The 13785-nt window shown below is 55.7% G+C and carries 9 protein-coding genes; 4 read left to right on the forward strand and 5 right to left on the reverse strand.

Annotated elements, in window-relative coordinates; all coding sequences use genetic code 11:
- Positions 1-104 precede the first annotated feature (104 nt).
- The gene (locus SH678x_RS13885; RefSeq protein WP_496919058.1) at positions 105-1226 is read left to right on the forward strand and encodes a cellulase family glycosylhydrolase; all 1122 of its coding nucleotides are present in this window, start codon (positions 105-107) and stop codon (positions 1224-1226) included.
- 7 nt (positions 1227-1233) lie between these two features.
- On the opposite strand, the gene SH678x_RS13890 is transcribed toward SH678x_RS13885, so the two are convergent.
- The 4 genes from SH678x_RS13890 to SH678x_RS13905 form a co-directional block, all read right to left on the reverse strand.
- Positions 1234-3741 (reverse strand): ABC transporter permease, encoded by a 2508-nt coding sequence (locus SH678x_RS13890; RefSeq protein ID WP_496919059.1) that lies wholly within the window; start codon positions 3739-3741, stop codon positions 1234-1236.
- A gap of 2 nt (positions 3742-3743) precedes the next feature.
- Positions 3744-4475, reverse strand: coding sequence for an ABC transporter ATP-binding protein (locus SH678x_RS13895; RefSeq protein WP_496919060.1), 732 nt, complete (start codon positions 4473-4475; stop codon positions 3744-3746).
- A 201-nt stretch (positions 4476-4676) separates the two neighbouring features.
- Positions 4677-7826 carry an efflux RND transporter permease subunit gene (locus SH678x_RS13900; protein ID WP_496919061.1) on the reverse strand — a complete coding sequence of 1050 codons (3150 nt, stop codon included), beginning with the start codon at positions 7824-7826 and terminating at the stop codon, positions 4677-4679.
- A gap of 6 nt (positions 7827-7832) precedes the next feature.
- Positions 7833-9110 carry an efflux RND transporter periplasmic adaptor subunit gene (locus tag SH678x_RS13905; RefSeq protein WP_496919062.1) on the reverse strand — a complete coding sequence of 426 codons (1278 nt, stop codon included), beginning with the start codon at positions 9108-9110 and terminating at the stop codon, positions 7833-7835.
- Positions 9111-9394: 284 nt separating this feature from the next.
- Between SH678x_RS13905 and SH678x_RS13910 the strand changes: the two genes are divergently transcribed.
- Positions 9395-10024 carry a TetR/AcrR family transcriptional regulator gene (locus SH678x_RS13910; RefSeq protein ID WP_496919063.1) on the forward strand — a complete coding sequence of 210 codons (630 nt, stop codon included), beginning with the start codon at positions 9395-9397 and terminating at the stop codon, positions 10022-10024.
- 391 nt (positions 10025-10415) lie between these two features.
- Here the strand turns inward: SH678x_RS13910 and SH678x_RS13915 are convergent, their stop codons facing one another.
- A complete protein-coding gene (locus SH678x_RS13915; protein ID WP_496919064.1) occupies positions 10416-12080 on the reverse strand; it encodes an efflux transporter outer membrane subunit in 1665 nt (554 codons plus the stop codon).
- Here SH678x_RS13915 and SH678x_RS13920 point away from each other — a divergent pair.
- Together SH678x_RS13920 and SH678x_RS13925 are read left to right on the forward strand one after the other, a co-directional pair.
- Entirely contained in the window at positions 12079-12327 is a 249-nt protein-coding gene (locus SH678x_RS13920) for a hypothetical protein (protein WP_496919065.1), read from the forward strand. The two genes, SH678x_RS13915 and SH678x_RS13920, sit on opposite strands and share 2 nt — an antisense overlap.
- A gap of 371 nt (positions 12328-12698) precedes the next feature.
- Positions 12699-13529: a CPBP family intramembrane glutamic endopeptidase gene (locus tag SH678x_RS13925; RefSeq protein ID WP_496919066.1), complete on the forward strand. Its 831-nt coding sequence runs from the start codon at positions 12699-12701 to the stop codon at positions 13527-13529.
- Positions 13530-13785: the final 256 nt, after the last annotated feature.

Raw genomic sequence — 13785 nt, forward strand, 5'->3', positions numbered from 1 at the left:
CCGTTGACCCTTGCCCCGGTAGCGATTTTCTGCACACTGCTGTTGAGTGGCCGACGGTTCGCGCGGCATGTTTGAATCGATCTCTCCTCAGGTACTCGCTCATCATGAATCAACGATATTTCTTTGTCTTGATACTGGCATTGCTTGTGATGACTGGACGCCTATCGGCAGCTGAGCCCGCCACGACTCGTTGGACGCCTGAACAAGCCAACGCGTGGTATGCGGATCTGCCGTGGCTGGTGGGAAGCAATTTCCTGACGAGTTCGGCCATCAATCAACTTGAAATGTGGCAGGCCGACACGTTCGATCCTGAAACCATCGATCGCGAGTTGGGTTGGGCCGCGGCGATCGGTTGCAACACCATGCGGGTGTTTCTGCACGATCTTTGCTGGCGTGAAGATCGCGATGGCTTCTTCGAACGAATCGACGAATACCTGGAGATCGCCGATAAGCATAAGATTCGCACGATGTTTGTCATCTTTGATGGAGTTTGGGATCCCTCTCCTCAAGTTGGCAAGCAGCGCGAGCCGCGCGCTGGCGTGCATAACAGCGGTTGGGTGCAATCGCCTGGCCGAGCAATCCTCGAAAATCCCGTCGCAGTGGCAAAACTACAGCCCTACGTGGCTGACCTGCTCAAAACTTATGGCAAGGATCGCCGCGTGTTGGTTTGGGATTTGTTCAACGAACCAGATAACCCCAATACCAATAGCAATGGTCCCCAGGAATTAGCCAACAAAGATGAACTCGCTGAGAAGCTGGTGAATCTCTCGTTTGAATGGGCACGCGCCGTGGAACCCGAGCAGCCGCTGACCGTGGGTGTTTGGCGCGGACCAGCGTGGGATCATACCGACGAGCTCAATCTCGTACACAAAGCGGCCTTGGCACAAAGCGACGTCATATCGTTTCATGATTATGGCGATCCAAAATCCATGAATGCTCGCATTGCCCAGCTGAAGCCTTTGGGCCGGCCGTTGTTTTGCACCGAATACATGGCCCGCGGCAACGGCAGCACGTTTGAGGCGATCCTGCCGATTCTCAAGGAACAAAAAGTCGCGGCATACTGCTGGGGCTTGGTCGACGGCAGGAGCCAAACCAAGTACCCCTGGGAAACTTGGCAAACTCCGATCGACGGCGAACCCTCGCCTTGGCATCACGATATCTTCCGCGTTGACGGCACGCCGTATCAGCAGCAGGAAGTCGATTTGATTAAATCGCTGACCAAGTGATTTAGCATCAACTCACGCGGAGCATGCCACCCAACGGCACGCGCGAGGCGCGTTCCGCGGGAATCCAGGCGGCGATCACGATTGTCACCAGTCCCGCCAAAAATGCGCCGACAGTCAAATACGGATGGAATTGGAATTCGATCACGTGCCCGGTGACGCCGTAGGTGGCCAAATTGATCAGATAAGCGATCCCCAGCCCCGCTATCACGGCGGGGAGCATCGCCATCAAGGCAATGATCAGCGCTTGGGCAAAGATCACCTTGCGAATCTGACCCCGTGAAGCGGCGATCACTCTGAGGAGTCCAAACTCGAATGTTTGCTCGAGGACGCTGATCATGAGGGTATTCACAACGCCGAACGTGGCGACCAACAATCCCAGTGCCACCATGCCCCATAAGCCGGCATCGATGCCCGACATCATGCCATCGATTTGTCCTTGGAGTTCGGAGAAGGACTGCAAAATCAGTCCATGATCTTGAGTCACGTTCAGCAAGTTCGCACGCACCTTGTCGATCTGGGCGTGGTCGACTTTGACGACGAAAACATCCACGCCACCGATCTCGAGTTCTTTTTCCGCTGTCGCGCTATCCATGTACACCGTTAAACCGCCGGCTTGGTACTCGGTCACAATGGCCGCGACGCGAAATGGTTTCACGCCACTATCTGTTTCCAGGGGCACTTCATCGCCAATTTTGAGATTGGACCGTTCTGCCAAGACCGAGCCAATCACGACTTCCCCGTCCGCCAGACTTTGGCGAATCGTATCCTCGTCCCCTTGCACGATGTCAAACTGCTGGAGCGCCGAGTCTTCAAATCCACGCACGATGAGAATGATGTTCTGATCGCCAACTTTGGCATTCACAAGTCGGATCGCGTCGATCCCCTCGACGCCATCCACAGCCAAAAGCTCAGCGCCTAGTCCGTCAGGAAGATCCGCCGCGAGACCCGTAGCCATGTCAGGCATTGTGGCCCGGATAAAGAAGTCGGCGATCAGCGTTTTCCTATACCAATCGCGAATGTCTTGCACGTTGTCGAGCACAGTGTTTGCAAGGCCCAACGCCGCGCTGGCCGCGATGAATACCACACCCACGGTCAATGTTGTGCGCGAGCGATGAATCAGCAGTTGCCGACTCGCGATGCGGCCTTCCACGCGCATGCGTCGCGGCAAAAGTTTCGCCACGGCGGCCGTGATAATGGGCAGCCCCACCGGCAAGATCAACACCAGACCGACAAGACCCGCCACCCCCGACAAGACGGCCACGACCTGAGAAACTCGTCCCGTGATGCTCAAGAACAGCAGAATTCCAGAGATGATCACTGTGATAATCCCGGTCACCACAAACCATTTCGACGAGCCTTCGATTTCATCGGGCAGGACCGACCGTAACGCATCAAGCGGAGCCAGCCGCGCGGCCTTGAACGCGGGGAGCGCCGCGCCGGCCAGCGACATGCCGATTCCAAAAATGGCCGCCAAAATGAAAGGAGTTGGGGTCAATTGAATCGGCGGCAATGTTGTTTCGTAGATGGCCCCCATCGCGACGTTGAGGTAACGAGCGATGAACACGCCGAGTGCGCATCCAAGTATCGTTCCCAGCACACCCATTACCGCGGCTTCGGTCATCACCAGGGTGGCGATCTGCTGCCGCGTACCACCAATCGCGCGCATGATGCCTAATTGCCGACGGCGCTGTGTGACGCTGATCAAGAACGTGTTCGTAATGACAAACACGGCTACCAGCAAGATAAACGCCCGTGCCATGATCAATGCTTGATTCGTTGACAGCACCGTTTCTTGAGCCATCGCGCTGCGGCCAGCTGGGTTGCGCAATTCCGCGGACTCGGGCAAGACGGCTTCAATCGCTGCACGCAAGGCTACTTCATCGGCATCGGGAGTCATCACGATTTGAATCACGTCGAGCCGACGCGGCGCGCGGAACCATTGCTGACCCTTGGCGAGCGGCATGAGGAGCCCTGCCCCTTGGATCGAAATCGAAGCGGTGTTGGAAGTGAAGAGCCCCACGACATTCACACCGACGCGTCCGCTGCGGGTAAGCAAAAAGACTTCGTCGCCGACTTTAACACCTAGGTTTTCCGCTAAAAGCTTGTTGAGCAACACGCCTTCAGATTCAAGGGGCTTACCGTCGACGATTTCATAATCATGCACATCCCCATCGCGTGCTGGGTCGACCGCCGCGGCAACTAGCTGCACGCGCTCGTCACCCGCATAGAGCACGGCAGGCCGTTGCAATCGAGGCGCAACTGCTTCCACGCCGGGGACTTTGGTGATGGTGTCCACCAGCGTGGCAGGAATCGATTGACCAATCGGTGCGGCGACTTCTAACGATGCCTTGCCCGCGAGCGATTCGAAAATCTGATCGAAGGCTTTGCCGGTTGAACGAGTCGTGAAAGTCACGGCCACCACGGCGGCAACACCGATAGCAACACTGGCAAGTGTCAGAATCGCGCGGCCCGGATGTTTGCGTGCTTCTCGAATTCCTAGTTTTCGATAAAGCATATTTACTTGGCCCCCACAATCTGTGCGTTCTCTTCCGCTTCGGGTCGGGCGTCCTCGGCAATCAATCCATCACGCATGTGCAGCACTCGGTCCGCCGTCGCGGCAATTTCGCTATCGTGGGTGACCATGATGACGGTTTGCCCGTGATCGACCACCAAATCGCGAAGTAATCGCATGACTTGTTGGCCTCCCGCGCTGTCGAGATTGCCCGTCGGTTCGTCAGCGAGTAACAGAGTCGGATTGGTCACGAGCGCTCGAGCCACGGCGACGCGTTGCTGCTCGCCCCCCGATAGCATGCTGGGAAGATGATCGACACGTTTACCCAGCCCCACTTGTTCCAAACCCGCTTGAGCGCGTTCTTTGGCTTCCCGTTCGCTGATGCCGTCAAGCTCCAAGGGCAACGCGGCATTCTCAAGCGCGGTGAGCGTCGGCATCAGATTAAACGCCTGAAACACAAAACCAATTTCGCGGCGGCGAAGTAGCGTGCGATCAAAATCGGTGAGGCTCGCGATGTCGACTCCACCCACAAATACTTGGCCTGTGGTGGGGGTATCAATCGCGCCTAGCATGCTCAGCAAGCTGCTTTTGCCGCAGCCCGAAGGACCCACAATCGCGGTTAATTCTCCAGTATGAATCGCGCAATTGATGCCGCGGACGGCTTGCACGGCCACTTCCCCCGTGCTGAATGATTTGGTGACGTTGATCGTTTCCGCGGCATATTTGGATTGCTGCATGATCGCATCCCTTCCATAAGTGCAATAAAGTCCCGCATGGGTAAGCCTCAATCGTAGCAATCTCTATGCCGATTGAAACCGGGAGAAGTAACCCTAAATTCGCCGTTCTCCCGAGATTTACGGGTTAATGCGGAAGAAATCGCAATTATTACCGGAGAAATGCCACCAACTCTGGTACGTGGAGAGGCAATCGTCAGTTGCTCAGATATCAGCCGAGATTGGCACCGGCTTGGGTGGCGACCACCATTCCGAGAAGGATTGCAGCAGCAAGAAGAAAACCGGCGTGAAGAACACGGCCAGCACCGTCGACGTGATCATGCCGCCAAACACGGCCGTACCTAGCGCTTGTTGACCAGCCGCCCCCGCGCCCGTGGCCCACACCAACGGCGCGACGCCCAAGATAAACGCGAATGACGTCATGAGAATCGGTCGGAATCGAAGCCGCGCGGCTTCGACGGTCGCATCATAAATCGAATGACCTTCTTTGCGTAAATCACGAGCGAACTCGACGATCAAAATCGCATTTTTGCTGGCCAGTGCGATAATCAGCACGATGCCAATCTGCGTGTAGATATTGTTATCCATGCCGCGCAATGAAACCGCGGCGACCGAGCCCAACAATCCCAACGGCACCACCAAGATCACTGCCGCCGGGAGAATCCAGCTTTCGTACTGAGCCGCAAGGACCAAATACACGAGCAACACGGCAAAAGCAAAGACCCACATGGCCTGCCCGCTGATACGTTTTTCTTGGAACGATTCGCCGGTCCAATCGTAACCCATCGTGTCGGGCAACTCGGCTCGCGCGATCTGTTCCATGATGGTCAGTGCTTCACCAGAGCTTACACCGGGGGCGGGCTCACCCCGAATCGCAGCCGTCGGATACAAGTTATAACGTTGAATAATCTGCGGGCCGAACGAACGCTTCACTTTGATCACCGAGCCCAGCGGAATCATCTGCCCTCGCGTGTTGCGAACTTCGAGACGTTCGATATCACGCGGATCAAGTCGAAAATCCTCTTCTGCTTGCAATCGCACCTGGAAGGTCCGGCCAAACTTATTGAAGTCGTTCACATACGCCGAGCCAAGATAGGTCTGCAAAGCGCCAAACACGGCCGACAAGGGAACGTTGAGCGTTTTGACCTTCACGCGGTCAATATCGATATACAATTGTGGCACACCGGCGCGGAAGGATGAATTGACGCCAGCAAGTTGTGCTTGCCCTTCAGCATTCGTTTGTCCTGTAGCCGTCTCTACGATACGCCCCACGGCTGACTGCAATTCGCCCAAGCCAACGCCGGTACGATCTTCGACTTGCATTTGGAAACCACTACGGAACCCGAGACCGCGAATCGCGGGGGGCGGGAACGCAAAGATCTGCGCTTCCTTGATTTGGGAAAACTGCCCCATCAAATTGCCCAAGATTCCCTGCAAACTCAAACTGGGATCTTCCCGCTCATCCCAATCCTCAAATCGCATGAAGATCGTCGCCGCGTTCGACGCCGCGCTGCCGTCGACCAACGACATGCCGCCGATATTAAACCACGTGGCGATGCCCGGTGTGTTGGCCAGAATCTTATTCACCCGATCAGTCACTTCTTTGGTCCGAGACTGCGAGGCGGCATCGGGGAGCTGAATGCTCGCGATGATGTAGCCCTGATCCTCAACTGGCAAGAAGCCCGTCGGTACGCGGCCATACCACCAAGCTGTGAATCCCACCAAGCCGACAAACACCAGCATCGTGACCCATTTGACCCGCAGCAACCCGCGAACGATGGCCACATAAACGCGCTCGAACTTACTGTAGACGTAGTTGAAACCGCGATAGAACCAGTTCTTGTGTTCGGAGGGCTTACGCAAATAGGTCGCACATTGAGCCGGTTTGAGCGTCACCGCGTTGATGGCACTGATGAGTGCTGTCGCGGCAATCGTGAGCGCGAACTGTCGATACAACTGGCCCGTGATACCACCCAGAAATGCCGTCGGAAGAAACACGGCCATCAACACCAGCGTGATGCCGATGATCGGCCCCAACACTTGTTCCATCGCGCGGATCGTGGCTTCGCGCGGCTCCATGCCGCGTTCGATATGATGAGCCGCGGCTTCGACGATCACGATCGCATCGTCGACGACGATACCGATGGCGAGCACCAAGCCAAACAGCGTGAGCATGTTCACCGAAAAGCCCATGATAAACATCGCGGCGAACGCGCCGATGATGGTCACGGGAACGGTCGTGGCCGGCACAAGCACGGCCCGCCAATCTTGTAAAAAGATCAAGATCACGATGAGAACCAAAACACCCGCTTCGATGATCGTGTGATACACCGATTCAATCGAGGCTTCGACGAAGGCCGTCGTATCAAGCGGGAAGTCGACCAGCATGCCTTCGGGGAATGATTCCTGCATCCGGCCAACGGCTTCTCGAACCCCTTCGGCAACAGCCAAGGCATTGGCGCCGGGAAGTTGATAAACACCGAGGCTTGCCGAGGGAACGCCACCCTTCTCGGCGTATTGGTCGTAACTCTGCGCACCCAACTCTACCCGTGCGATGTCTTTGAGATACGTAACGCGACCATCTTCGCTCGCCTTGACGACGATGTTCTCGAATTGCTCGGGATTACTCAGACGACCCAACGCCGAAACGATGTATTGAAACTCAAGCGTGTTTGGTGAAGGCGGTTGACCGACTTGCCCTGCCGCGACTTGAACGTTCTGCTCCTGAATCGCCGCGTAAACGTCCTGCACCGTCAAATTACGCGATTTGAGCTTCTCGGGGTCCAGCCACACCCGCATCGAATAGTTGTTGCCGCCAAAGATCGTCACGCCACCCACGCCCGGCACCCGGCTCAGTTCGTCGCGCATCCGCAGGTTGGCATAGTTCGATAAAAACAACGAGCTGTAGCGATTGTTTTCCGAAGTGAGGCTCGCCACGATCACGATCGCGGTCGATTGCTTTTTGACCGTGATCCCCTGACGGCGGACTTCTTCGGGCGTTTGTGGTTCGGCGACAGCGACGAGGTTTTGCACAAGCACCTGGGCTTGATCCAAGTCGGTGCCGATTTCAAATGTGACCGTCAACGAGTAAGTGCCGTCGCTGGAACAAACCGACGACATGTAGAGCATGTTTTCCACGCCGTTGACTTGCTGCTCGATCGGCGAAGCCACGGTGTCAGACACAACCTGGGCATTCGCACCCGGGTAGACGGCGGTCACCACCACGGTCGGTGGGGTGACGTCCGGATATTGCTCGATAGGCAGACCGAAAATGGCCACGGCACCAAGAATCATCGTGACAATCGCGATGACATTGGCAAAGATCGGTCGGTCGATAAAGAAGCGGCTTAACACGGAGTTTTATTTCCCCACGGCTTTGGGGGACTTCGTGCTTGCAAGCTCTGATTCCGTGGCAGACAAGCCCGATTCTGTACCAGGCAGGCCCGCGGCGGTTGTTTTGTTCGCGTCCTTATCCGCCTTGGCGACGTTTTCTTGCTTCTCGGGATTCACCGGCGCGCCGGGACGAGCCCGCTGCAAACCGTTGACCACGACCCAATCGTCGAGGTTGAGGCCTTCATTCACCACGCGCATTTCCTTCACGCGCGTGCCGAGTTGCACGGGACGATATTCCACGACATTTTTGTCGTTCACAACCAACACGTATTCGCCCCGTTGATCGGTCGCAATCGCGCGATCAGGAACGAGCAACTTCGGTTTGGGACTTCCCACGGGCAAACGGAGCCGCACAAAAAGTCCCGGCAGCAGTTGGCCATCGGGATTCGGAAATACCGCGCGACGCATTTGCGTACCTGTTTGCGAATCGACACCCAACTCGGAAAAATCGAGACGGCCTTCGTAAGGAAAGCCACCTGCGTCGGTTAGCCCCATATAAACCTTGGGCTGAATTTGATGATTTGTAGCAGCGTTGTCGTTCTCGCCTTGCAAGAGCTTCAACACATCACTCTCACTGACTGAAAAATAAGCGTGGATCGGATCCACAACTTCCACACGGGTAAGAACCGTGGATTCCGCGGTCACGAGATTCCCGATATCGACCATGTGTCGCGAAACGCGTCCGCTGAAAGGGGACTTCACCTGCGTGTAGCCCAAGTTAAGTTCGGCCTGACGGATAGTGGCATTCGCCGACGCAACATCAGCCTTGGCGGTGGCCACGTCGGCTTTCTTAACATCGAGTTCATTCTCAGAAAGTGCACCGCGAGCCACGAGTGGCTGCGTGCGAGCAAGTTCCGCTTCGGCGAGGGCAAGCGAAGCCTCGGCTTTTTGGAGAGTCGCCTTCGCGAGGTCGAGGGCCGCTTGAAACGGCGCGGCTTCAATCACAAACAGCACATCGCCCGCTTTGACGTTCGCACCATCTTCAAAATTGATCTCTTGCAGATAACCGTTGACGCGAGCGCGAATTTCAACAGATTCAGTCGCGCGGGTCGTGCCGGTGAACTCAAGTTCTTGCACGATTTCACGTTCAATGGGCTTTTCGACACTCACAGCCGGTGGTGGCGGTGGGGCGTATGTGTTGGGTTGGCCGCAACCGACGAGCCCAAAAAGCACGAGCACGACAACCATGCCGGTGCCTACTGGCAGCGGTTTCAGAATTTCTGTGTCCAAGGAGTCTTGTTCCATGGAAGAATTGTCCATTGAGAGAATGCTATTTTCTAAGAGTAGCCCGCTAGGGGTGGGTGTTTGGGCAGCGGGATTCATTAATGAGCTAATCGTTAGCTTTTGCCTCATCTGTAGTCTAGTTTATGCTGGACGGGCGCGCCCGTCCAGCGTACTATTGTGGTGACAACTCACATTTGGGGGCGGTATTTTCCGCAATTTTGCTGGCTGTTGTCGCCAGCAGGGACCCTTGGGCTTTTCCCTTGGTTCACCACGACTTGGCCTACTAGAACGTGGTTCGCACTAACATGGCTGTTTCACAAACTCCCGCCGAATCCTCAGAACTCGCACCCACCGCGAAGCGGTCGCAGGAAATCCTCGACGCCGCGGTGCAAGCGTTTGCCTCGCAGGGGTTTGCCCAGACCGACGTCCAGGTGATTGCCGACCAAGTCGGCGTGGGAAAAGGGACCGTTTACCGTCACTTCGGTAATAAGGAAGCGTTGTTCCTGGCCACGGTGAAGCACGCGCGCGACAAATTAATAAGCGCCGTCGATGCCAGCAAGCATCCGACCATCGAACCGCTTGCTCAGCTTCGCATCTGCATGACGGCCATTTTGGAGTTCTTCGACGCGCATCCCGAAGTCGTTGAGCTGCTGATTGAAGAGCGGGCACTCTTTCGCGATCGCCGGCCGTCGTTGTTCTTTGAGCACGACGACGAACGCAAGCGCGAATGGGGGCAGCGGCTGCAAGAAATGATCGACGCGGGGACGATCCGCGACTTGCCCGTGCCGCAGATTCAAGACACGCTTTCGCGGTTTGTGTTTGGCGCGATGTTCTTCAACTACTTCGAAGGGAATCGCAAACCAATCGCCGATCAGGCTGCGGCGATGTTCGACATGTTTTTCAACGGCCTGCTCGCGCCGGAAAACTCTGCCTAAGAACTGCTTCAACTATCTCCACACGAACGGACTCTTCGTCGGTTCGCGGCAGATTCCAAAAGGTCCGCACAAAGCCCGGGGTATGCACGTGGGGCAAGGCTTCTTGCAATAGTCATCGCAACAGCAGTTGTAACAACAATCCTGGCAGGGTATTGGCTTCTGGCAGTAGTCATCGCAACAGCAGTTGTAGCAGCAGTCTTGGCAAGGCATTGGCTTGGGACAATAAGTTGGGCAAAGGCAAAGAAAATGCGGCGTAAAGCAACTACGCACGGCAGGGACTTCCTCTTCTTCAGCTCGCGCTGCTGTGGGTAGGACCAATAAGCCCAAGAGCACAATCAGCAACAGTCGACGCAAGTTTTTCATTTCAATCAACATATCTGTGCTCGTGTTCTTAAGGATTCGTGTTCATGGTTTCTTCTTCGAGCTTAAGCGTCTCAGGCAAATCGGCCGGCAGCGGTTGTGGGATTTCCGGCAACGGTTCCGGTTCGACGGCAGCCGGCACGTCCACGACATCCAGCGGCGGCAACGGTTGCAACCGCAACTGCCAACCACCACCCAAGGCCCGATAGATGTTGACCAAGCTGCGAGCCACCTCGCCCTGAGCAACGGCCAAGGCATCTTGTTGCTGCACGAGGAACAATTCAGCCACGAACACACGACCGAAGTCGGCCCGGCCACCTTCATACAAGTCGTTCACAAGATCACGTGATTCGACTGCGGCGGCAGCACCCGTTTCCAGAATCTTGACTTGCTCTTGAGCTTGCAAGAAGGCAATGATCGCATCTTCGGCTTCTCGATTCGCATCGAGCACCGTTTGCTGATACGCGGTCAACTGTTGCATGAACTGGGCTTCTTGCACGGCGATCAAACTTCGCAGTCGGCCGTAGTTGAAGATGTTCCAGTTGAAAGACGGCCCCACCGACCCACCCGTGGCATTGGAACGGAACAAGTCTTCGAATTGATTCGCACGCACAAAAATCTGACCGTTGATCGTAAAAGCGGGATACAAGTCAGTTTCGGCAATACCGATTTCCGCGCTTTGCACCGCCACGAGCCGTTCGGCACGGCGGACGTCGGGGCGACGGCGAATCAAGTCAGCAGGGATGCCCACGGCGACTTCCGCTGGGGCGGTAGGAATCTGCGACACTTGGCGAGCCAAGATCGCCGTAATGTCTTGAGGCGGCATGCCCATCAACACGCAGAGGCGGTTTTCGGCCTGACGCAGTTGTGCTTGGAATTGAGGAATCGCGGCTTCCGTTTGTGCGATATTGGTGATCGCCTGGGCCACGTCGAGGCGATTCGACACGCCTTCTTGTTCTTTGACTTCCGCGATCCGCATCGAACCAGTTTGGTTACGCACGTTCGCTTCGGCATAGCGGAGCCGTTGTTCGAGCGTGCGAATTTCAACATAAGTCGCCGCGACGTCGCTGATCAACACGACGAGCACTTCGTCGTAGCCTTCAACCGAGGCATCCAATTGGGCATCGGCGGCTTCGATCGACCGACGGAATCGGCCCCAGAAGTCGAGTTCCCAGGCGAATTGAGTCCCGAAGTTCCAAATGCTGAATTCTCGTGGCACACCCAAGCCACCGCCACCACCGCCGACGAAGCCAACTTGTTCGCTCAACAATTGGCGGCTATATCCACCCGACGCGGTTTGTGATTGAGGAAACAAATTTCCCACGGCGTAGGAACGCAGGGCCCGCGCTTCCATCACGCGAAAGCCCGCTTCACGCAGCGAGAGATTCTGCTGCGAGGCGGTTTGCACCAAGTTGTCCAGAACCGGGTCGTTGAAATTCCGCCACCAAGCCCAGTGAGCTTGCGGCGTGCTGATGACACGCCCGTCTTGATAGTCGATCCACTCGTTGGCCACAGGGGCTGCTGGTTTGCAATAGTTGGGACCAACCTTGAAACCGTTCTTGAAATATTCTTTGCAGCTCGTCACGCAGCCGCTCAGTGTGCTCAGCCCAAAGGCCAAGCAAACCACGGTGAGTAGCATACGACGAGTACGGGAAGCACTGCCTGCAAGGGGCGAGTGCGAATTCAATTGAGTCATGAGTATCCGCGCCAAAGGGTCTGGTTCTGACGGTAATACTCGAAATATCGGTCAATCCGCTGCTAGTAAGAACGATTTCAACGGTTTTGACGGTAACTCCATTTGTACTAGCACCCAATCAACCGGCAGGACCGTCAAAGTTTGCCAAGGTGGTGGCGAACTAGGCAAGAAGCGCGGACGCGCGCGTCCAGCCAACATCTGGATATTTGATTCGATAGCAATCAATGAATGGGAAAGATGTTTGTAGCACGCCGCCACACACGAGATGGAGCAACGATGTCTAGAACTACGAGCGGCTGGGATCTGCGCGGAAGAAAGTTAGTAGCAACCAGCAGATACCAAGCGTATTTGATCTTAGGCACACAAGACACACCATCCTCTATTGCCAAGCGGGGCAAATTATGAATAGATCCGTTCGTCACGAACCGTCGTTAGTTTCCAGAATTTCCATGTCTATATCAATCATCCATAAACAATCATTTGGAGGCGACGGAGAACTCTACGCGGGTCATTTCACACCGTGAAATTGGACGGGTTGGCACCCATACGCGGTTGCAGGCGAACAACGCTATATTAGAACCATGTGTCCCCTAGCCGCGGCATGGCAAAGGAATCGGGATGTCTGGAGCTCAGAATGAGAGTCAATGGGTCGGTGTCCGCACTGTCGGTCGTGTCGCCCTCTTCATGTTTCTTTGCGCCCTTGGCGTAGCATTTGCCGCGCCGATCGCCAAGCAATTTTCAGGCATACCCGCGGAGCTTGCAATCGGCCAACTTACAAGCCTTTGGACCTTCGCACTCACGATCGCGTTCGTCAGATGGGAACGATTACGGCTCGTCGATGTAGGAGCGGCGCTGACAAGTAAGAGCGTGCCTCGCGCCATTCTGGGATTTACTCTTGGCATCGCGATTCTTGGCGCCTGGGCAGTTCTTTGCGCGTTGGCCGGCCCTGTAAAGTGGAGTATGGCGAAGGATTCAACCTTTGGCGCACTGGGAGTGTTTGCTATCGCATACGTGCTTTTGGCGTGCCGAGAAGAATTGGCGTTCCATGGTTACCCGCTACGACGGCTAGATCGCTCATACGGAATGTGGGTTGCCCAGATTATGGTAGCATTAGTATTTATCGCCGAACATCGACTCGGCGGCATGTCGTGGCAGCGCGCGTTTCTAGGGCCGGGCATCGGTTGTCTACTATTCGGCATGGCAGCAATAGCGACCAGAGGTCTTGCGATTCCCATAGGCCTGCACGCAGGTTGGAATACAGGGCATTGGTCACTTGGTTTGAAGGGCGCAGGGGGATTTTGGCAAGGAGTTGTGCCTTCAGGACAGGATGATCGCGCAGAGTTTGTGGCAATGGTCGCTTATATCACTGTGATGTGTATCGGGATCGTTGGGTTTTGGCTGCGATATCGTGCGTCGCGCCCGATGGAAGAGCGGAATCAACTGTGTTGAAGTTCATAATCGTATTGGTTATGAACTCGGCTACTTTTGCCGGCCAAGCGCGAACTTAGGATGCTGGTGCTTTTTTTCGACTCCGATTAAAGCCCTCGGTGATGGGAGCGAATAGATGACAAGCACTTCGATAGCAGGCTGAGCTATCCGCAAACCTCGCGGGGATAGCAATTCGAAGTTCAATGCCCAACGTGGCGCTTACTGAGTAGCACCCAAAAAGAAAAAGCTCCCCGGGTAGGACTCGAACCTACGACCC

The sequence above is a fragment of the Bythopirellula superficialaquae genome, from assembly GCF_059632245.1.

Bases quoted from the DNA above. Each gene is read 5' to 3' on its own strand.
- SH678x_RS13885 (WP_496919058.1), top strand. From the start codon at position 105: ATGAATCAACGATATTTCTTTGTCTTGATACTGGCATTGCTTGTGATG.
- SH678x_RS13890 (WP_496919059.1), bottom strand. From the start codon at position 3,741: ATGCTTTATCGAAAACTAGGAATTCGAGAAGCACGCAAACATCCGGGC.
- SH678x_RS13895 (WP_496919060.1), bottom strand. From the start codon at position 4,475: ATGCAGCAATCCAAATATGCCGCGGAAACGATCAACGTCACCAAATCA.
- SH678x_RS13905 (WP_496919062.1), bottom strand. From the start codon at position 9,110: ATGGAACAAGACTCCTTGGACACAGAAATTCTGAAACCGCTGCCAGTA.
- SH678x_RS13910 (WP_496919063.1), top strand. From the start codon at position 9,395: ATGGCTGTTTCACAAACTCCCGCCGAATCCTCAGAACTCGCACCCACC.
- SH678x_RS13920 (WP_496919065.1), top strand. From the start codon at position 12,079: ATGAGTATCCGCGCCAAAGGGTCTGGTTCTGACGGTAATACTCGAAAT.
- SH678x_RS13915 (WP_496919064.1), bottom strand. From the start codon at position 12,080: ATGACTCAATTGAATTCGCACTCGCCCCTTGCAGGCAGTGCTTCCCGT.
- SH678x_RS13925 (WP_496919066.1), top strand. From the start codon at position 12,699: ATGTCTGGAGCTCAGAATGAGAGTCAATGGGTCGGTGTCCGCACTGTC.